The sequence below is a fragment of the Stieleria mannarensis genome (assembly GCF_014154935.1).
Classification (GTDB): domain Bacteria; phylum Planctomycetota; class Planctomycetia; order Pirellulales; family Pirellulaceae; genus Stieleria; species Stieleria mannarensis.
The window spans coordinates 268,909-290,113 of the sequence record NZ_JACEHH010000002.1; the positions used below are offsets into that span (position 1 = coordinate 268,909).

General features: G+C 59.5%; 16 protein-coding genes. 6 read left to right on the forward strand and 10 right to left on the reverse strand.

Annotated features, from left to right (window positions below):
* Positions 1-7: 7 nt before the first annotated feature.
* Both H1B37_RS02345 and H1B37_RS02350 read right to left on the reverse strand, forming a co-directional pair.
* Positions 8-1,000: an NAD-dependent epimerase/dehydratase family protein gene (locus H1B37_RS02345; RefSeq protein WP_182864996.1), complete on the reverse strand. Its 993-nt coding sequence runs from the start codon at positions 998-1,000 to the stop codon at positions 8-10.
* A 117-nt stretch (positions 1,001-1,117) separates the two neighbouring features.
* Positions 1,118-1,261 (reverse strand): hypothetical protein, encoded by a 144-nt coding sequence (locus tag H1B37_RS02350; RefSeq protein WP_182864997.1) that lies wholly within the window; start codon positions 1,259-1,261, stop codon positions 1,118-1,120.
* A gap of 247 nt (positions 1,262-1,508) precedes the next feature.
* Here H1B37_RS02350 and H1B37_RS02355 point away from each other — a divergent pair, with 247 nt between their 5' ends.
* The 5 genes from H1B37_RS02355 (at position 1,509) to H1B37_RS02375 (ending at position 5,342) form a co-directional block, all read left to right on the forward strand.
* Positions 1,509-2,234: a Bax inhibitor-1/YccA family protein gene (locus H1B37_RS02355; RefSeq protein WP_182864998.1), complete on the forward strand. Its 726-nt coding sequence runs from the start codon at positions 1,509-1,511 to the stop codon at positions 2,232-2,234.
* 4 nt (positions 2,235-2,238) lie between these two features.
* A complete protein-coding gene (locus tag H1B37_RS02360; protein ID WP_182864999.1) occupies positions 2,239-2,967 on the forward strand; it encodes an LON peptidase substrate-binding domain-containing protein in 729 nt (242 codons plus the stop codon).
* Between the two features lie 104 nt (positions 2,968-3,071).
* Positions 3,072-3,410, forward strand: a complete 339-nt coding sequence (locus tag H1B37_RS02365) for a TraR/DksA family transcriptional regulator (protein WP_182865000.1) — start codon at positions 3,072-3,074, stop codon at positions 3,408-3,410.
* Between the two features lie 231 nt (positions 3,411-3,641).
* Positions 3,642-3,812 carry a CSLREA domain-containing protein gene (locus H1B37_RS02370; RefSeq protein WP_436298035.1) on the forward strand — a complete coding sequence of 57 codons (171 nt, stop codon included), beginning with the start codon at positions 3,642-3,644 and terminating at the stop codon, positions 3,810-3,812.
* A 99-nt stretch (positions 3,813-3,911) separates the two neighbouring features.
* Positions 3,912-5,342, forward strand: coding sequence for a hypothetical protein (locus tag H1B37_RS02375; protein WP_182865002.1), 1,431 nt, complete (start codon positions 3,912-3,914; stop codon positions 5,340-5,342).
* A gap of 133 nt (positions 5,343-5,475) precedes the next feature.
* On the opposite strand, the gene H1B37_RS02380 is transcribed toward H1B37_RS02375, so the two are convergent.
* The 4 genes from H1B37_RS02380 to msrB all read right to left on the reverse strand — a co-directional run bounded on the left by H1B37_RS02380 (position 5,476) and on the right by msrB (position 14,039).
* Positions 5,476-10,581, reverse strand: coding sequence for an Ig-like domain-containing protein (locus tag H1B37_RS02380; protein WP_182865003.1), 5,106 nt, complete (start codon positions 10,579-10,581; stop codon positions 5,476-5,478).
* 887 nt (positions 10,582-11,468) lie between these two features.
* A complete protein-coding gene (locus H1B37_RS02385) occupies positions 11,469-12,011 on the reverse strand; it encodes a DUF6580 family putative transport protein (protein WP_182865004.1) in 543 nt (180 codons plus the stop codon).
* Between the two features lie 105 nt (positions 12,012-12,116).
* On the reverse strand, positions 12,117-12,998 hold the full coding sequence (locus tag H1B37_RS02390; protein ID WP_182865005.1) for a hypothetical protein: 882 nt from the start codon (positions 12,996-12,998) through the stop codon (positions 12,117-12,119).
* A gap of 402 nt (positions 12,999-13,400) precedes the next feature.
* Positions 13,401-14,039, reverse strand: a complete 639-nt coding sequence (msrB, locus tag H1B37_RS02395) for a peptide-methionine (R)-S-oxide reductase MsrB (protein ID WP_182865006.1) — start codon at positions 14,037-14,039, stop codon at positions 13,401-13,403.
* Between the two features lie 62 nt (positions 14,040-14,101).
* Here msrB and H1B37_RS02400 point away from each other — a divergent pair, with 62 nt between their 5' ends.
* On the forward strand, positions 14,102-15,052 hold the full coding sequence (locus tag H1B37_RS02400) for an ABC transporter ATP-binding protein (protein WP_182865007.1): 951 nt from the start codon (positions 14,102-14,104) through the stop codon (positions 15,050-15,052).
* 141 nt (positions 15,053-15,193) lie between these two features.
* Here the strand turns inward: H1B37_RS02400 and H1B37_RS02405 are convergent, their stop codons facing one another.
* From H1B37_RS02405 to H1B37_RS02420, 4 genes are all read right to left on the reverse strand, one after another.
* On the reverse strand, positions 15,194-16,633 hold the full coding sequence (locus H1B37_RS02405; protein ID WP_182865008.1) for an aldehyde dehydrogenase family protein: 1,440 nt from the start codon (positions 16,631-16,633) through the stop codon (positions 15,194-15,196).
* A gap of 199 nt (positions 16,634-16,832) precedes the next feature.
* On the reverse strand, positions 16,833-17,966 hold the full coding sequence (locus H1B37_RS02410) for an acyl-CoA synthetase family protein (RefSeq protein ID WP_182865009.1): 1,134 nt from the start codon (positions 17,964-17,966) through the stop codon (positions 16,833-16,835).
* A gap of 280 nt (positions 17,967-18,246) precedes the next feature.
* Entirely contained in the window at positions 18,247-19,362 is a 1,116-nt protein-coding gene (locus tag H1B37_RS02415; RefSeq protein ID WP_182865010.1) for an MSCRAMM family protein, read from the reverse strand.
* A gap of 395 nt (positions 19,363-19,757) precedes the next feature.
* The gene (locus H1B37_RS02420) at positions 19,758-21,083 is read right to left on the reverse strand and encodes a Gfo/Idh/MocA family protein (protein ID WP_436298057.1); all 1,326 of its coding nucleotides are present in this window, start codon (positions 21,081-21,083) and stop codon (positions 19,758-19,760) included.
* Between the last annotated feature and the right edge of the window lie 122 nt (positions 21,084-21,205).

The window sequence follows — 21,205 nt, forward strand, 5'->3', positions numbered from 1 at the left end:
GAAAAAATCAGGGCAACGCGATCTCTTTTGACCACGGTTTATTACTCTGGTACCAGCGAACCGATTCGTCCAATCCTTGTTCCAACGAAATCTGAGGTTTCCACCCCAACAGCTCGCCGGCTTTGGTGATATCGGCGCTCGTCGTCATCATATCCGCCTGATGGAAGGGGAGGTGTTCGATCACCGCCTTCTTGCCGAGCCGGTCTTCGAGCATCCCGATCAAAGTATTAAGCGAAACCGGCGTCCCGCCCCCGCCCAAATTGATGATTTCGTATCCGACCGGCTTGGCCGCCAGAATCGTGCCCCTGGCGATGTCATCGACGTAGGTGAAATCTCGTGACTGTTCTCCGTCACCGAACAATTGAATCGGAACGCCGTCGTCGATCCAGCGAATGAATCGGAAAATCGACATGTCCGGTCGCCCGGCCGGTCCATAGACGGTGAAGTAGCGGCAGATCGAGACATCGATTTGATACAGGTGATGATGGCTGTACGCCATCACTTCGGCACCCTTCTTGCTGGCCGCGTAAGGGGAGATCGGCGTGTTGACCGGCAGCGACTCGTTGAACGGCATCGGCTGGCCGGCATACAACGAGGACGTCGATGCGAGCACGTATTTCTTGACCCCCGTCCGTCGCATCTGGTGCAACAGATTCAAACTGCCCAGCGAGTTGGTGGTCAGGTAGATGTGCGGGTTCTCCATGCTGTATCGCACGCCAGCTCGAGCCGCGAGATTGAACACCGCGTCGAATTGATCGGCGTCAAACAACTCGGCCAACGCGTTTTGATCTTCGATGTCGACACGATGGAACGTGAACCGATCCGACCGGAGTTGTTCCAGGCGATGCTCCTTCAATGAGGTGTCGTAATAATCGTTCACGTTGTCCACGCCGACGACGCGGTGTCCGGCTTCGAGAAGCAAGCCGGCGACACGGTTGGCGATAAACCCGGCACAGCCGGTGACGAAATAGGTTGCGGGAGAATCAGCGGAGGCGTTCATTTTGACAGGTCGGTCCGGTAGGGGCATTCAAACGGTGAGGACAGAATCAGCATGCCACGCATGGGTGAAACAAGCGGTGCGGCAAAGCGAGCATGTTAGATCCGAGGGCGTTGGAGTTTAAAACGCGCGGACTTCGTCCACGTGGGTGACACGTCGCGCTTTTGACGTGCCACCGCCGGTGGGTGTGGATGCCGAGGCGTGACCGTTCGTCGGCGCCGATTCGGGCGGCGACGACCTGACACGCAGGGCTTGATCTGTCATCGCCAACTTTCACCCCGCACCACCAACTCGGTCGGTCCTTCGGAGGATCAAACCTGGGAAAGGGTGACGGTCGCAGTGACGTTAGCTGTTGGGGGCTTGTTTCGGATTGCGACAGTGATTTTGTGTTTCCGTCGGCAATCGGCGCATCAACCCGGTGCCGGCAAAGGTATATTGTCTCTGTTACCCGGGTGTGCGGAAAACCCGCCACCAGGAACCGTTACGCTTTCCCTACCGCGAGAAATATGAAATGAGCAATGTGAATCCCTATTCCGTGACCGACGTCGCAGTGCCGGCGGCATTCGCTGACGAATCGGCCCGTGCCGGGTTCATTCGACGAACATACACCCACCTGTTCGGCGCGATTCTGGCATTGATCGGGATCGAGGCGGTGATTTTCACCGTCGTGCCTCAGGCCCGAATGATGCAACTGGTCCAGGGAGTGTCGCCGTGGACATGGTTGATCGCGTTGGGGATCTTCATGGGGGTCGGCTGGCTGGCGCGCTCGTGGGCCAGCAATGGAGCTTCGCCGGCAATGCAATACGCGGGGCTGGGCTTGTACGTGCTGGCCGAGGCGGCGCTGCTGTTCCCGCTGCTGTATGTCGCGATTGCCTTCGTCGATCCGCGAACGCCGCTGATGGCCGCGGCGGTCACGTTGGTGGTTTTCGGCGGGTTGACCGCGTTCGTGTTCATCACCGGCGCCGATTTCAGCGGCTGGGGCAAGTTCCTGGCCCTGGGCGGGTTCGCCGCGATGGGCGCAATCTTTGCCGGCGTCTTAATGGGATTCTCGTTGGGGCTGTGGTTCAGCGTTGCGATGGTCGCTCTTGCCTCGGGCTATATCCTCTATGACACTTCCAACGTGCTGCACCACTACCGCACCGACCAGCACGTCGCTGCGTCGCTGGCGCTGTTTGCTTCGGTGGTGCTGTTGTTCTGGTACGTGCTGAGAATCTTGATGGCGTTCGCCGAAGAGTGAAACGATGGGTGATTTGGAAGACCTGACTCGTCTGCCCGACGACTTTGACGGCCACGTGCGATTGTTTCCGTTGCCGTCGCTGGTCCTGTTCCCGCACGCGATGCAACCGCTGCATATCTTTGAGCCTCGGTATTGCGAAATGCTTGCCGAGGCCCTGGAAAGTGACGATTTGATCGCGATGGCGACGCTCCGTGACGGGCCACCCAATCCCCAAGAGGATCCGCCTATCGATCGGACGATTTGCATCGGAAAAATCGTCTCGCATGTCCAGCGTGACGACGACCGGCACAACATTCTGTTGGTCGGCATCAAGCGTGCCCAGGTGACCACCGAAGTGGACGCGGGGCGTTGTTTCCGAATCGCCAAAATCAACGTGCTGGATGATCTGTATCCGCCCTCGGGGGTGCACGGCCGCAGCCAGCTTCGCGCCGACCTGCTGGCCGCGTTTGGCGAAGTCATCCCGGCCAGCCAAAGTGTCCAGCAGGGATTGAGCGAGCTGTTGGCCGGTTCGATGGGACTGGGCCCGATCACCGACATCATCTCCCACACGCTGCCGTTGCCGGTGCCGATGAAGCTGCGATTGCTCGCCCAGCAGGACGTCGACCGACGAGCAGGACTGCTGATCGACTTTCTGGCCAGCGGTGCGGTCCAGTTACCGTCGGCGGAACAGCAGAGCGGCGGTTCCGGGGCCAGCGCACCGCTGCCCTTCCCGCCTCCGTTCAGCACCAATTAGGCACCAGAACCAACGAACCACCGTCGCGAGTTGATCGACACCGGTGATCGTTTGTCCTATGTTAGACTGGCCGTTTGAAGTCTGTCTTATCCCCCGAGAACGCGATGACACCGAACCCCGAACAACCGGCCCCCGATTATTCTGCCGTCCGCGCTGAACTCGAGGCCAAGCTTGAAAAGCTGGTCACGCGGGTCAAAGGTATCGACACCGACCTTAGCGAAGCGGTCAACGAGGACTGGGAGGAACGGGCGACCGAGCAAGAGGAAGACGAGGTGCTGGCGGGCATGGGCAACGTGACGATGCGCGAGATCAACCAGATCAAAGAGGCGTTGCACGCGATCGAGCACGGTACCTACGGCATCTGCACCCGCTGCGGTGCACACATCGATCCGGACCGGCTGGAAATCCTGCCCTTTGCAACCACCTGCATCAAATGCGCCTGATCCGAAAAGACTCTTGATCGCCCCCCAAAGCCTTGTTGGGGCACTCCGTACCCCCTAAGATCGCGATCGCGTCCGTAAGACGGACTTATCGGACGCGTCTCACGCCGAAGTCACAAGGTCACCCCTGAAGGCTTCGGCGCAGTCGATCTTTACACCGGAGTTCCTATGTCAGTTTTCGGCGAGCGTCGCTCTACTTTACGCACCTCTTCTCGAACCCGATGTCGGCCACGCTTGGAGTCCTTGGAGGACCGGCGTCTGTTGGCGGTCACTGTCAATACGTTTGATGACATCGTTGATCCCAATGACTCGCTGGTGAGTTTGCGTGAAGCGGTTCAGATTTCCGAGTCCACACCCGGCACGGACGTCATCAAACTGCCCAGCGGTCACTATCACTTGTCGTAGGGACCAATTCAGATCAACGATAGCACAGGCCAAATCAAACTCCACTCGAACAAAGGCGTCGCGACCCTGGATGCCAGTTTCGCCTATCGAGTGCTTGAGGTGAGCGCATCGAGTGATGTGACGTTGAAGGGGATTGAGGTCACCGGCGGGAAAGCGGAGACCGGCGGCGGAATCTCCAATGCGGGTCGATTGACGCTGCACAAAAGTCTGGTCACTGACAATGAGAGTTTTCTGAAGGGTGGAGGGATCTGGAACACCGGCGAATTGGTGATCAAGAACAGTACGCTGACGGGCAATGCCACGTTGGAAGATGGCGGCGCGATCTTCAATCGGGACGACCTGACGATTGAGAATTCCTTGTTGGAATCGAACTACGCTGGCTCCGCCGGGGCGGCCGTGTTCTCCGAACGCGACGCGGTGATAGCCTCGGCGACCCTTCGCGGCAATCTTGCGGCCAACGCCGGCGGGGCCGTCTTTAGTGTGTTTGGAAGCCTTTCGATTCATGACTCCCAACTGGTCGATAACACGGCCTCTGCCTCGACATTGAGTGGAAACGGCGCCGCAATCGCCGCAATCTTGGCGACGGTTGAAATCGTCGACAGTGACTTCGTGTCCAATGGCGCAGGCGATTCGGGAGGAGCCATCAGGATCCAAAGCAGTGAATTGGACGTCGCTGGATCGTCCTTCACGAAGAATACAGCCGGGAAAGCTGGTGGAGCAATCTCATCGATCTCCAGTGTGACGCACATCGCCGATTCCATTTTTGCAGAGAATCGAGTGTTTCGAGGAACCGGCGCTGGCATCGATTCGGCATCGGCAAGCGAGATCAGTATCGACAACAGCGTGTTTCAGAATAACGTTGCCTCCGGCCTTGGAGGAGCCATCCGGAGCGTGGAGGGAACGCTAAGCATTGTTGATTCGCTGCTGAGCTCCAACGAATCGACCGGTGCAGCGGGCGGCGCGATCTTCTCCGGGTCAGCAAACGAGCTGAGTGTCGCGCGGACGACGCTTTCGGACAACCAGGCCCGAACCAATGGCGGCGCGATGATCAGCAACAACAGCACGCTGGAAGTGCTCGATTCGGTCTTCTCGGACAATCTCACGCTCACCGGTTTTGGCGGGGCGATCGGAATCGTGCGAGGGACCAGCGTTATCGCGGGCAGCGATTTTCTTCGAAATCGAGCCGGCGGAAATGCGGGTGCGATTCAGTACCTCAACGCCGGCTCGCACTCGATCGATTCCAGTACGTTCATCGGGAACGAGGCCAATGGCACCGGTGGCGCGATTCACAACCATGGCACACTGGCCATTTCAAACGCAACGTTTTCATTGAACGTTGCCGGGACGTTTGGGGGCGCGATTCGGAACAACAACGGAGGCAGCGTCACCCTGGTTGCCTCGTTGTTTGACGGCAATCACAGCCTGGGGTCAAACAACGGCACTGCCATCAATAGTTTCGGCGGCACGTTGACGATTGACGGGCTGACGACGTTCATCCATCACGATGGAATCCCGGTGTTCCCGAGTTAGTCCGAGGGGCTACTTCAAAGGGAAATGCCCGACGGCGGGGAGAATTCGGCCGTCACCAGAAACGCCAAAGGGCAGCGTCACGTTTCCGTGTCGCTGCCCAGTTTGACTTGATGGCGGTAAGGAAAAAGCCGACCTATGCCAAATTGCTTTGGTCGTCGGCCAGCAGGGCGAGCAAGTCGTCGTCCTCGTCCTCGGCGTCGGTCAGTGCAACGGAGGCCGATTGGTTGGCAACGTTGCCCGATGATGATTCGTCGCCGGAATCAACACTCACCAATTTGGCTTGCACGCTCAGGTCGGCCAGTGCCTGGTCGTACACCTGGCCGCCGGCGGCCGGGGCGGCCGAGGCGAGTTGGTCACTGACGACCGATTCACCTTCTCCGCCTTGGCTGGCGGCCAGCAATGCCAGGTGATTGATCACCCGTAAGGCATCCAGCGCGGTCGTTTTCATGTCACCGTTGACGTCGGTGTACATCCCGTTGGCGGCCGTTTCCCCCTCACCGTCTCGGGCCAGGGTGTTGATCACGGTCAGGGCGTCCGACGGGGTCACCAATCCGTCGTTGTTGACGTCTTCGGGCATCGCCTGGTTTTGCAACGCGCTGACGGCACGGATGGTGATGGGCAGCGCGTGGTAGGTGATTTGCGAAACTTCCACCGGATCATCGCGATCGAACAGCAAGGTGTCCTGGAAGGGCGATGAATCGGCGGGGCTTCCGATCACACGCGTCACCGTGTCCTGCGTCACGTTTCCGGCGGTGAAGAAGACGGTTGCCATCAGGTTCGGTTCGACAACGCCACCGTTATCGGCAACCGCTTGGTGCAGCAAGGTTCCGAACTCATCGATGATCCCGCGTCGAGCAGCGGTTCCGACGCCCGCGGCGGCGTTGAAATCGCCGTCAAATTCGACCTTGAAATCGTATCGACCACCGGCGGCGATCGAAACCGGATTGATCAGTTCGGTGTCGTACAGCATGTCCAGGTAGGCGGCAAAGACGAACGTGCCGTCTTGGGCGACCGTTCTCAAGTCTTCGACGCTGACTTGAACACCGAAGGTTTGCCCCGAAGCGACGGAGCTGATCGAATTGCCGAACTCGTCGACCAATCCGAATGAGATGTCGACGATGTCGTCGGCGTCTGCGTCGCCGATCGCCATCGTGACTTCGGCGACGCTTCGCACACCGTCACCGGAGACGATCACGTAGGTGAAACTGTCAAATCCGTTGGCGTTGACGTCGGCAAAGTAGTCGAGCGTATCATCGCTGAGGTCGCTGGGGGTTCCGTTGTTGTTGATCACCACGGTTCCACGCGACGGCGCGGTCACGATTCCGAATTCCTGGATCGTGTTGGTGGGGCCGAACAGGTCATTGTCCAGGACATCGAGCGTGTTGGGCAACACTCCGGCTTCGATGCGATTGCCGAACGAGTCAAGTCCATCGACAAAGGCGTCGTCGATCGCACTGGCAAAGTTGTCGCTGGCCGGGAAAATCGTCAGCTCGGTGCGGCCGAGCCGCTGTTGTGCGGGCGTCAACGCGACGTCTTCGCCGACAAGAATCGTTTCGGCGACGGGGCTGTCGGCCGGATCCGCGGCAAACAAAGCGACTCCCGGAGAAACTCCGGACATCGTCAGCGTAAACAGCTCGACCGGATCGGTGTGCTGAATCAGGTTGCCGTCACCGGGGATCGGCTGGACGGCACCGACATCGTTGATCAAACCGGGGGTCGTGGCATCACCGAGTTTGAAGCCGCCGCCTTGGAAGTTTTCACCGAAGGTGATGTCAAACCCGAACGAATCAGTATCAATGGTGTCCAGCGTGGAAACCAGTTCGTCGGTGTACAGCAAGTCCAAGAACGCCGACGCGACGCCTTCGGGGCTGAAGTTCGGATTATTCAGTTCTTCGACGAACACACGAACGTAGAAGGGCTGGCCGACTTGGACGCTGGAAATCGGTTGATTGTTGACAACGTCATAGATTCCGATCGTGAAGTCGACCAGATCGTCTGTCATCGCACCCGGCTGTGAATTCACCGTGACCTGAGCGGTGCTGATCGATCCATTGGCGTCTTCGATGCTGTACGTGAACTGCTCGGTTCCGGCAAAACCGGGTTGGGGCGTGTAGCGAATCGTCTGGCCACCGCCTTCGAGCGTAACCTGTCCACCCTGGTCACCGGCCGAAACGCTGGTGATGGTGATGCCGCCAAAGATACTCGGGACGTCGTTCTCCAAGACGTTGAGTGCTCGGTTGGCCGATCCCTGCGGGATGTCAAACGTGTCGTCCACCGCGATCGGCACGTTGGATTGGAAGTTGACGTTCACGGCCACGCTGGCGGTGTACTGCGTGTTGGTCTGGTCAACGACCACGTACTGGAACACGTCGCGTCCGGTGAACCCGTTGGGTGGCGTGTAGGAGATCGCACGACCGTCTTCGATAATCGAAATCGTTCCCGAAGTGCCGGTCCGGTTGACCGAGATGATTCGCAGCTGGGTGGTGCTGGTTTCAAAGTCGTTGGCCAACACATCCAATCGATTCGACAGCGAGTTCCGCGACACGGTGAAGGTGTCGTCGTTGGCGACGGCTGCCTGCTCCAGGATGTCGAACCGATAATCTTCGACTTCACCGGCATCGGCTTCGCCACCCACGCCCAATCCCGGAGTCGGGCTGTAGCGGAAACGGGCATAAGTCGATCCGACCACCGCACTGCTGGGAACGTTGACGGCCAGCGTCGAAGTTCCGGCCCCCAACTGAACGTCTTTGAACACCTGCTCTGAGGCATCAAACACGCCGTTGGCGTTGAAGTCGATCCAGCCTTGCAAGAACGCCGGCTCGCCGGTCGTGTTCCGAGTCACCACAGAAAAATTCGCCGTGCCGCCCGGGCCCAAGGGCGACAACAATTGGACGCCGTCTTCATCGTCGATGTTGTTCAGGTCATCGCCGAGCGCGTTGGCCGTGGGAATTCCATTCGTTTCGCGATCGACCTCGACACCGAGCCCCAAGCCCGCCGTGATGCCGTGGCTGGGACCGCCCGCAGCGACCGTCGTCTGATACGAATCGGGAGCGTCACCATAGTCGCGCGAGGGCAGGTTTCCGAAGTTGTAATTGTCCGTCAACGCGATCCCGTTGTAATTGACGATGTGCTCACCGCCGGCGGGGAAGGTTTGGACAAAACCGGGTTCAATCACTTCCCGAATCGTGTAAGTGCCTGGGCCGGGGAAGTTGATGGAATAACGGCCGTTGACGTCGGTGTATGCCGACGGTTCGCCGATGTCCGGACGATCATCACCGTCCAAATCCAAGTAGATGTAAACCCCTTCGACGCCCGATTCGGTGGGATCAAAGACGCCGTTGCCGTTGGTGTCGGCAAACTTGGTCCCGGTGATGTCCGGGATCACTTGGGTGAACGCGAAATCGATCCCGCTGTCACCGCCGGCGGCGGTGCGCTGCGTGGGCAGACTTGGTGCGTATTGGGCAGGCGTCACCGCGACGATGCTGTAGCTTGTCCCCGAGGCGACATTCAATGTGTAGGTGCCGTTGGCCCCGGTGATCGCCACCGGTTCGGTCGGATCGAGCACACCGTTGGGGATCGTGTCGGCAAACACGGTCACGCCGGGCAAGCCGGGATCGTTGGTGCCGCGCCCGTCGCGGTTGACGTCGTTGAAGACCCGACCGGTGATATTGGATCCGACGGTTCCCGTGGCCAGACTATACGCCAAGGCGTTGGGCACATCCTGGAATCCGAACAAGCCTTCATTGAGATCGAATCGGTCGATCGCGAACTCCGGAATCGTGTCATCGACGGTGCCGAAGATCTGGTCAAAACCGACGCCCATCCCGAATTCATCTCGGCGAGGACCGACGCCATCAACAATGTTCCCGATGGCATTCGTCCCGTCGGTGTGACGGATCCCGAACGTGTGCCCCGCCTCGTGAGACACGGTCCACGCCATCGACCGTGCGATCGCGTCCAACACACTCTTGTTATTGGCGATCGGGAACTGAGTCGCCGAGGCGAGGAAGAAATCGATCGGCAGGATCGAGTTCTCACTCATGTCAAAGTTGCCGATGTCCAGCGATTGTGCGATCCCGAGAATCCCGTCGATTCCCGCGTCCGCGATCGTCCCACCGATGAACAATCGAGTCACCAACGGGTCGTCGAGTGATGGTTCGGGATACAGTCCCAACGCGGCATCGCGACTATTGAGAATCCTGATTCCGAAATCACCCGGATTGCCCGTCGTGTTGTAATCGCCATTTTGACCCTCCCGAACAACCGATTGAAAGTCGCTGTGAACCAGTTCCACCGTCTTGGTGATCAACTCGTTGTACGCCGCTTCGGAAGTGTCTTGCAGCCCCAAGGCGGCGAGGTTCTCACGAAGCGAAGAAAACCGTACGATCCCGAACGGATTCACGCTGCCGGGGAAAAGGGTTGTCGGGTAAAAACCGCCTTCGAAATCCAAATAAATGGTCTGTTGAGCACCGATCGGCAGACTTTCCCCCACCGGACGGTAAACACGAAGCCCGGCGGTGTAATTGACCGAGGTGCTCGACGGCGCGACGATCAAATAGTAGGTCCCGGTGTGCGGCACGACTTGAGCCGCCACCGCGTTGCCCGCCGTCATCAACGGTGAATTGTCGGGGTGGATGACACCTTGATTGGAATCGGTCCCGAACCAAAACGCGCCGTTGGTCGCCCGCGGGTTGTATGTCGTCCCCGATACCGATGGACCATAAAGAACCGTTAAGTTCGCCCCCGCTCCGATCACCGAGATGTCTAAAATGTCGCCTTCGTTCAGGTTGAACGCATACGTATCGACGTCGGCCGTCACGTTCCCCTGACCACTGACAGTCACCGGCAAACTGCCGTTGATGTCAATCGTGTTCTCTTCGCTCGCCCCGGTCCCCAACGGAAGGAACTGGGCGCTGAAGCGAGAATCGTTCACACCGGTTTCATTGGCCGCTTCCGCTTCGTTGACGACAAACGCCGGCACGGTTCCGATGTTCCGCGGGTTTGTCGGCAGGAACAGATCGGTATCCACCAACGCGTTGTCGCTGCCCGCACTGGGGACTGCGGCAAGCAACTGTCGGCTTTCCAGACCCTCCATCAACAACCGACGCCGCTGTTGACGCTGGCCCCGTCGGCTTCGTCTCGACTTTCTCTGTTTCCGCGAGGAATCGACGCTCATGTCGCTCGTCTCGTTGTTAGAAGCGTGGGGATTACGGAATTCCGATTCAGTTCGTTGGATCATCGAGGGTCTCTACCAAACGTGCCGGCCATGGGGCCTTGACGAAAAGCGGCGGTGTCGCGGGGCGGTCGTATGTGTTGCAGGCTCCGCAGAGTGTAATTCTGAGTCGCCCGCCTATCCATTGATTTCCATTTTCTCATCGGTCACGGCCCGTCCTTTTCGCACAGATTGCCGCACTACCGAGGAATGCTCGTTCGTTTGCATCGGACGAACTCAAACCCGGTCACGGTGAATTCAGGAGGGCTCGCCCAATCAGAAGGATGGGAAAAATGCGAAGTATGAGTCGATTGGATAAGGAATGGCTGCGATTCTAGTTGGGCCAATAACAGTGTCAACGAATCGTGGCCTTTCTGACGCGGCTTGTTGGGCAAGAGTTCCGGTCAAATCGATTAATCTCCCCCAAATCCGACCCGCCCCCCGATTCGGCGACGGGACACCCGCCGCCAAAAAGGCCTATTTGCGGCCATCAAACAGCCAAAATGGCGCGTTCCGTTCCAAGACTTCCCCTTGGGGTGCACTACTGCTGTGCCCCACGCCACGCACCGCGTGCAACGGCAGCCGGTGCCTGGAGTCGGCGAAATCGCTGGGTCCTGCCGTCGATCGATTTCTACCGAATCGTCCCTTTAATGAAGCCATTTTTCCTACCTCCAAAATCTTCCTACCTCTCCACCCGGCTACGGTTTCCTGTCGCGTCGCTGGAAGCCAGCAGAGGGATGGCAGAATGATGCGGGGCAGAATGATGGAGAAAATGCCGCTCGTGGTCCATCTCAGCTTGGTTTTCGGGGCGTGGACGAGGCGACGAGTCCTTTCGGCTTCGAGGACTCCTCACGTCGTCCACTACCGTCTATCCGAATCGGAAGGGGGCATCGTTTTGTTCGTCCGACTCTCGATCAGGCGGTGTGTGCGACTGCGGGGGCGAGGGTCGATCGCTTGGCACCGGAGAGTTCATAGGCACCGAACATCACGGCGACAAAACACAGGTCGCCGGCAAGCGTGTAGCCATAAAACGGGATCGCGTTGGTGAAGCAGGCGATTAGGCCTTGGGCCGTGGCCGGATACCAGGGGCCCAGCCAGACGCCGAAGTTGCTGACGACAAAGAACAACGTCGAAGCCGCCAGTGCGCCGGCGGGAAGTCGTCGCCAATTGACGTTCGCTGACGCTCGGCTGCGGACCAGTCGACCCAACGGAACGGCCAGCGTGACGCCAAGGTACGTCGCTGCCATCACCATCGGGTTGTAGAAGCCCATTCCGGGGGTTCCCATCAGGTGCGACACGGCATCGCTGATCAACAGCGCCGCCGCCGGAACCAGGTACGCCTTTCGGCCGGCAAAATAGCAACCGGCGAACAGCCCCAACGCGCCCAAGCAGGCGAAATTGGGAGGATGCGGCAAAAAACGGGTCGCGGCGATGGCCAGGGTCAGCAAGTAGATCATTTTGCACCGGTCGATGGGAGAGGCTAATCTCCCACCGTTTTAACGACTTGCCGATCCTTTCGAAAGTCCCATGGGAGCCTGAATGACGGAACGTTTTCGTTGCACCTACTGCAAAATGGCGGTGGCAACGCCGACCGCGGTCACCTGCGACGCGACGGCCTTGCGTTGGTACGGCGGCCGCTGTTTGAGCGCCGGGACGCACGATCCGGCTCGGTAGTATCCGAGGCTGTATTGGCACTCCGACGGCGGGCTGATCGCGGTCAGGTAGGGCCATGAGACCGCTTGAGCCAGAAACCGCCCGCCGCTGGCCAGGGGCTGCAAACAGGGAAAGCGTTGGTGGCCGTGGCGCTCCAACATCCGGTCCTCAAAGTAGAGCGGATGGGAAAAGGTGTTGGCGGCGGCCCAGTGCCGAGCGGTCCAATGCCACGGCAGTCCGCGATCGAGGCCGGATTCGGGCAGCTGCACCACCGGCGATGCTTCTCCTTGGCGAAACCCGAGCGGAAGTTCCCCGTTACCGATTTCCGAGGTGCCGGTCGTCAGCGCCTTAATCGGTGGCAGCACCAGTTTGCCGTCGGTCAATTCCGTTTGGCGATCGGCGAACAGGGATCGTCGGCCGACTTGATCGGCCGTCACATCAGGGATCACGGTGCGGTCGGTGGCCGCGTTCTCCGGGAGCGTGTCGATAGGGTCATCCAACACGTCGACTTGTCCGGGGCCCGCGGGCGTGGTGTCGGCGGCCTCTGCCGGCGGCGATGTCTGTCCGTCGCCTTGGACCAAGGCCGCGATCGTCAGCGGCAGGTCGTTAACGTAAGACGGCAATTCACTCGATTGGGGGCCTGCGGCAACGACCGACGGTGCGGACGTGACCGTTGCGATCGCAAGGCAGGTCGCGACCTTGGCCGCAACCACGCGGCGTCGTTTTGCGCCGAGCGCACGCGTTGCCGATCGCGGCGTTTGCAGTGACTTCTTCGTTCGTTTCCAAAACATCGTGTTTCTCGCATGCTCCGTTTTGACGGACAACCAGATTCAATCCCATTATCTGGTTCGACCGATCGGACTCGAAACGAGACTAAACACGCCAGAACACGGACGACAGGAGCAAACGGCAACACAGGTTTGACCGCGACGATGGGAAAGACAGGGGCAATCGCTGTAATCGTCAGGGTTTGCCACGATCCGATGCCGTCGGAACGAAGTGCGAGGAAACGTGGCCTGAAGCACCGGTGGCGACACCGCCTCGTAGCTGGCCTCCGCCTCGCGCTATGCAAAATCTTGATTTAATACCATCTACTTCATGAGCCGACGGTGCTAGCCGCGGGCCTTGGATTGCCCGTCAAGACTTGCAAGGCCCGAGGCTAGCGCCGACGGCTCAGTTTGTGATCGAAAGGTTTATTCTTTCGCGGCGGACGTTTTTGCTTTGGATTTCGATTTCGGCTCGTCCGACGTCTCTTCGAACCTGAGTGCGGCGCTGTTCAGGCAGTAACGTTTGCCCGTCTTGTCTTTCGGTCCATCGCCGAACACATGTCCCAGATGGGCTTTGCAGCGGCTGCAGTGAACCTCCTGACGCGGGTAGATCAGCTTGAAATCGAGCTTCACGCCGATTCGATCGGCGCTGATCGGGTCATAAAAACTCGGCCATCCGGTTCCCGATTTGAACTTCGTCTCGCTCTTGAACAAGGCTTGGCCACAGATGATGCACCGATAAAGGCCGTCCTTTTTGTTGTCCCAGTATTTGTTCCGAAACGCCGGCTCGGTCTCTTCGTTCTGCGTCACTTTGAACTGGATCGCCGAGAGTGACTTTTGCAATTGGGAGACGGTTTTGGGCGTGTAGGGCGGATCCTCGATTTCATCCTCGGCGTTTTCGCCCTGCTGATCGGGCAATGCCTCGCCGGTCACCTGCTGGGCGGCCGCGTCATCGACGACCGGATCCTGGCTGCCGGCCGGTCGCAGCCCCGCCACTGCGAAGACTGTTGCGATGACCGCGACGAAGCTCCACTTGCCGTAGACTTCGGGGATAGTTTGGTTCATGGTGACTCCAACGATTCAGACAAATTCTTCGCTATCATCAAGCCGGCCTTCGCCGTTCCACTATGGTTGATTCTATGCCGGTCGTCCAGTTAAACGCCGTTTCCCTGTGTTACGACCGCGGCAAGGTACTGGACGATGTCAGTTTTTCCGTCGCCGAGGGCGAATACATCGTGGTTTTGGGGGCCAGCGGGTGCGGAAAAACTTCTTTGCTGAGAATGATCGCCGGGCTGGTTTCCCCGACGTCGGGGACAATTTTTTTGGCCGGCCGTGACGCGACCCGACTCGCTCCCCGCCACCGAGACGTCGCGTTGGTGCCGCAGCACGACGGGCTGTACCCCCACCTCACCATCGCTCGATCGATCGGAATGGCGGTCCGCGGCCGCGTCGCCGGCAACCAACGACAGCAACGGATTCTCGAAGCGGCACGGATGGTGGGCTTGGAATCGCTCCTGGACCGGCTGCCCCAACAGCTCAGCGGCGGCCAATTGCGTCGCGCCGCGGTCGCCAAGGCGATCGCGCGGCGGGCTGCGGTCAGGCTGTTGGACGAACCCTTGTCGGCGATCGATGCGAACCTGCGATACCAGATCGAAAAGGACTTGGCGAGGTTGCACCGTCAATCGCCCGGCGTCACCCTGCACGTGACCCACGACGGCGCCGAAGCGTTGCGTCTGGCCAGCCGTGTGGCCGTGATCGAAAACGGCAAGATCGCCCAATTCGACACACCGGATCAACTGCGCGCCGCCCCGGCGACGCCCGGCGTGGCCGCCGCGCTCGGCCGATCCGAATTGATCACCGTGCCGGTCCGACGTGTCGACGACGCGTGGATCGGTGGCGATGGCCAACGGATCCCGGGACCAGACGCGCCGGTCGGTGCATCGGCGACGTTGGGGTACTATGAAGAAGACTTGGTCGACCAATCCGGCCAGAGGCCACGTGAGGGTTGCTCAGGATGGCTCGATCGCAAACGCAACGCAGCCGTCGATCACGATCGCTTGCTCTGGTTCCTCCCGTAGCGGAACTCGCCGAGAGTTTCACTTGGCGCGCGAGTCTGTACGTCTCGTCCAAATCGTCGGATAAACGGTAGTGGACGACGCGAGGAGCCCTGGCAGTTCGCAATCCCCGGTGGACTCGTCGCCTCGTCCACTACGGGTCTGCTACGCGTTGGCCGCGACGGGCAGATCGGCGACTTGGTAGGCGCGCGAACGGAACAGGAAATCGATGATGTTTCCTTCGTGCGGTTGCAACCAGTTCAATCGATTCGTCGGAATCGGGCCGATGTTGACGCGATCGATGTCCACGCACGCCCCGGCCGCGGCAACCAACTCGGGATCGCGGGTCAGCACGGTGCCGACCAAGGTCGGTCCGATGCGTCGCAGCATCTCGGCCTGCGGACACTCCACCACACTGACAAACGGGAACATGTATTCTTTCATCGCCACACCGCGGTCCGGTGAGTCGGCGTGGACGACCATCGGCCGCAAGTAGGCACAGTGCTCGCGTTCGATCAATTTGTCCCCGTACTCGGCGGTCATGTCCGTCACGCCGCTTTCGGCCAAGTCTTGCTGGACCATCGCATGGGTTCCGGTCGCCATCGCGGGAACGGTGAAGGCCGCCAGTTGGGCGTTGTCATCGGTCGGCGGCAGCACGTCGACGGGGCCGATCCGTTTGGCGATCGCCGCGGCGATCTCGCGGGTGTGCCGGCTGGCCCAGATGCCGCTGCAATTGATGCACGAGCGGCCCGAGTTGCTGAGCACGCTTTCGACCATCATGTCCAAGTACAATTCCCAATCGTCGACCACATCATCGCCGATCAAGATCTTGGACCACCCCGGCCCGTGGGCTTGAACACGAGGATTGCCGGCGTGTTGGGCGACCGTTTCGGCGCTGCCGAAAATCATGCTCCGCGGCGTCTTGGTCATGATCGCGCCACCGGCATCGTGACCGCCCGGGTACAAACCGAACGCCTCGGCCGGAACACCGGCCTGGATGAACGCCGACACCATCCGGTAGGGCGTCCAGGGCTCTTGGGACCCCGGTTTCAAGGCGAGACCGATTTGCAGCGGGATCGCGGGCAACCAAAGCGTGTGAACGCCCGGCGAATTGTTCGGCAAAATCGCTCCCAAAACAGGCGTTTGGGCCTGGTAGCTGACGATCACGCCGCGGCCTTCTTCACCATATCCCTTGCTGAGGATATCCAAGTCCAAACCGCGGGTCAGACAATCCAGGATCTCGTCAATGTGGCTGAGGACGAAGCTGTTCTTTTTCAAGTTCGACCGACACATGTGCTCGGGCAATCCCGTGCTGGCCGATTGCTGGTGCACGAACTGATCGACCGATTGCATCGAGTCGCCGACGGGCAACTCCGCGGTCTCGAACAACTCGGCCGCCTTCTTGGACATCGCGATCAATTCGTCGGTCGAATGTTTCAGCAGTGCCGCCCGAGCCTTGTGGGCCTGCTTCATGTCACGCGCGACGATGCCGCCGCCGACGCTGCCGAACTTCGCGATCGGCTCGCCGGTGTCGAAGTGCACGACGTCTTTGATTTCCATCGACTCGTAGGGCTTGCCCCAGCGAAGCGGTTGTAATGTGATCATGTCTGTTTAGGTGAAGGTAGGTAGGAGTGGGTGGACGGCGGACGAGTATCCAGTGGGACAGAAATCGTGGAACGACTTGCCGGTCAGGTTCAGGCCTGCCGATAGGCTGGAAGCCTATCCCACAGGGAATCTGACAGGCTGGAAGCCTATCCCACAGGGAATCTGACAGGCTGGAAGCCTATCACACACGGGCGTCGGGCTAATAAACGCCGACGGTGGTCGCGCTTGCCAATTCGTGGAAGGGACGGACGCCGCTGACGCCATCCCAAGGGTACATGTCGAACGGCGCTTCGCGTTCGCCTTCATCGCGTTCCATGAATCCGGGAACAAAGAATTCGTCGGTCAGGGTGTACAGTTTGACCCGGCCGGTTTCTCCGAATCCGACGACTTGGTTGTAGTCGTCAAAGCTGACCACCTCGGTGACCGCCCGCGGTTGGGGGGCGTAGTAGCTGATCTTGTATCCGTCGGCCGCCGTGACCGGCTTGCTGCAGGCCAGGCCCATCAGGGTGTTGCCATAGGTCGGGGTCATGTACACGCCGCCTTCTTCAACCGGCCCGCCGAGCAATTCTTCGACACAGAACCGGGTCCACTGGGGAGTGAACTCGGTCCCGCCGGAGAAGATCCCCTTGATGCCGACCTCTTGCAAGCTGGTCCCGCGATCTTCGAGGGCTTCGCCGAGCGATTCGAGCAGTTTTGGGGTGGCGAACATGCACTTGATGTCGTGACCGGCCGTCAGCACCGTGACCGCTTGATCGATACAGTGTTTCTTGTATTCCTCCAGATGCTCCATCCAGCCTTTCTTGATCAGCTTGACGACCCATCGCGGATCCAAGTCGATGCAGAAGCAGATCCCGCCGCGATGTTGGGCCAAGTGTTCCACGGCCAAACGCAGCCGCCGCGGCCCGCTGGGACCGAGCATCAACCAATTCGAACCGCGCGGAAAATGCTCATCGGGCAACGTGTCGCTGAACAGCTCGTAATCCTTCCAGTGGTCTTCGATCACCATCCGGCTTTTGGGAATCCCGGTGGTGCCGCCGGTTTCGAACACGTAAACCGGTTTGCCGGCGTGGCCTTTGGGGATCCAACGCTGGATCGGACCACCGCGCAGCCACTCATCTTCGAAGTGCGGGAACTTCTTCAAGTCGTCAAATGACTTGACGTCTTTCAGTGGGGCGAACCCCAGCTCTGATTTCTTTTCCAGCCAGAACGGGCTTCCCGTGTCTTCACTGAAGTGCCAATGCACGATCTTGAGAGTGTGTTCATTCAATCGATCTCTGGCATCCGAAGCACTCTTGGCAACATCTTCGGGAATCGAGCTCTGGGCTGCACTCATTCTTTTTCTAATCTCGCGGGGCGGTGATGGAACAGGCGGGGAGTGTGACCTGGGGTGAAAACTCCAGGCAACTCATTTCCGTCAAACGTGAAGGACCCTATTGTTGCCTTCAGGAAAGTGCGACGAAAGATCCCCGGGCCGCTGGAAACGGCATTTATCGAGAACGAAAAAAGCCGCGCGTTGCACACGCGCGGCTTTTGGATCATTTGTTAGAGATTGCCAACTCGGATTCCAGGCCGACGCCGAAGTCGCGACAGACCGGATTATCCGTTCGTTTTGACTAGGGGGTGGCCTGCTGGACTTGCGCCGGAGCCGCGGGGCTGGCAACCGGGGGCGTCACCACGGCGTCACTATCATCGCTCGCTCCGATCGCGATCGCCGCTCCGATCCCGCCAAGCACTGCCAGACGCCCCAAGCGTCCGCCGCCGCCGATACCACCACCGCCGCCGCCGCCGCCGCCACCACCGCCGAAGGATCCGCCCATCGCCGTCGGGTCATAGCCACCCTCCAGCGGGAGCATCACGCCGCGGTCTTCAACCTCTTCGGACACCAATCGATCTTCGATCACCGTGATCGGTCCAGGAGCGACCTGCATGATGAAGGTGTCCGAGCCTGATTCGGTTTGGGCGACCAGCGTGGTTTCATTGCCGTTTTCCGCCTGTGCCGATTGAACCATCAACGGGTTGACCAATTCGATCCCCATCAGGCCGAAACCATCTTTGCCCGAGCCCAGGATCGAGTAGCTGCCCGGTTTCAGGTCCGCGATGCGAAAGTTTCCGGATTCGTCGGTCAGCGTTCGAGCGACTTCGACCCCGTCGCGGTAGATCACCACGTTGGCTCCCTGGGCGCCCAGGTTCTCGGTGAAACCGGCTCGAGTCAATCGCCCACGCAAGCCACCTTCGTACTGGCTTAGCCGGACCGATTCGCCGGTGAATGCACGGCCGCTGGCCATCGGGTTGCTGCTGGGATCGAATTCGACCTTGGTCGCTTGGCCGCTCGGCATGTAGCGGAGGATCGCGTTGCGAACCACGCTGAATTCCACCGCACCGGCGGCGATTTCGAATTGGTCACCGATCGGGACATTCGAGCTGACGACGTGCATGGCACAGCAGGCGAACAGGCCCTCACCACGGATCATCAGCGTGTAAACGCCGGGTTTAACATCGGCCAGCGTGAACCGTCCGGTCTTGTCCGATTCAGTCGAGGCACCGGCGGATTTGCCGAGTTGGTCGATCAGCAGCACCTTCGCGCCACGCGCCGCCGAGATGCCTTCGCTGCGGGGAACGATCACACGTCCCTGAATCGATCCGCTCTCCGAAACGCGGACCCACTGTTGTTCGGCGACATCCGCCGCGGAGACAAAGCCCGAACTTCCCAGCAAAGCTAGGGTGGCCATGAAGCAGATCAAACGATGCATTTCCAGATTCCAATCAAGATGGAGCGTTGTTGCAGAGGGAAAACCGACCTTTGCAACAGACTATACGAGCAGCAAATAGGGAATTCAACGCTCTTAACGGCAAATTGACAATTTGGGGCACCTGGGCCCTTCTGGTGGAGTGGGTGATCGATCACCACCCTAACTAGATTGACCACTGGGAAGAGCTGGGGCGAGGTCGGCGAGTGTCCTTGGTGGGGGAAAGCCAGGCATCTCCCAACCGCGCCTTAGAGACCAGCCCTCCTTTAAGGGGGGCTCTTCGGATTTCAGAAATTGAAACCCGCACGACCACTGCCACGCAGAGTTTGTCTTGAGTGGATGCGTCTCCCCTTCGGCGATTGATCCGAATGTTTCGATCACATGTTGATCTCGAAACCTTTTCGGTTCGGTCGGCTCAGGAAGGCGTTGGCTTGGTCATCGCCGACGATTTCTCGTTTGTCGGCATCCCAGTTGAGTTCGCGTCCGAGTCGCATGGCGATGTTCGACAAGTGACAAATTTCCAGCATCCGGTTGTGCGTCCAGACATCGGAGATCGGTTGCTTTCGGGACCTCATCGCGTCGATGAAGTTGGCGGTGTGGTTTTCGCTGACCGGTCCGCCATAGACTTGCTCGACCGCATCTTCCGGTAGCGGGTTCTTCTCGAGATCCTCGACGGGGCGTCCGACGATCTTTCCGCGATTAACGAAGAAGCGGCCTTTGGTTCCTTCGAATAAAATTCCGTTGTCGCCTTCGCTGGTGATGATCATCTCGACGCCGTCGGGCATGTCGACGCGGATGCGGAACTTGGTCGCCGCGTTGTACTGGTCGTTGACCGTGGGGTAACCGTCCTTGTATTCGACCGGCAACGTGTACTCAACCGGGGTCACCTTGCTGGGGCCCGTGTCGCTTGCCCCGAGTGCCCAGCAAGCGATATCGACGTGGTGGGCTCCCCAGTCGGTCAGTTTTCCGCCGGAGTATTCGTGCCAGTTTCGGAAGGAGTAGTGCGCGTTGCTGTACAGTGGCACGCCGCCACCATAGCCTTCACGAAGTTCCGGCAGGGCGCGGTAGTCGACTTTCGGTGCCGGGCCGAGCCAGAAGTCCCAGTCGAGTTCATCGGGGACGGGGGCGACCGGAATGACCGGCGAGGCGATCATACCGTTGATACCGCAGGTAACTTTCTTGACCGTCCCGATCCGTCCATGGTTGACCAACGCGACCGCTTGCAGGAATCGCTGGGCCGACTCGGTTCGCTGCATCGTGCCGACCTGGAACACCTTGCCGGTTTCCTTGACGACCTTTTCGATCAGTTTGCCTTCGTCGATGGTCAAGGTCAGCGGTTTTTCACAGTAGACGTCTTTGCCCGCGTACATCGCTTCGACCGCGATCTTGGTGTGCCAGTGGTCGGGCGTGGCGATCATGACCGCGTCGATGTCTTTGCGATCCAGGATTTTGCGGTAATCCTTGTAGGCATCGGGCGCCTTACCTTGGGCCTTTTTCACTTTTTCAACGTTGGCGCCCAGGACGTTTGAATCGACGTCGGCCAGTGCCGCAAAGTCGGCGAACTTGAAGGACTTTTGCGTGATCGTCCAGCCTTGGTTGCGAAGCCCGATGGTCGCGAAGACCGGCCGATCGTTGGCGGATTCGAGCCCAAAGGCACGGTTGGATGATGAGGGCAGGACGCTTGCGGCCCCCATGGCGGCCATACCCTGGAGAATCTGACGGCGAGTTGTTTTGCGATTCGTTGACATCGGTTGAAATCCTTGGAGGCGGGAGCAAATGAATCCATCGAAGCCGGTAATTATACTAAAAACCGCCGGGCAATATC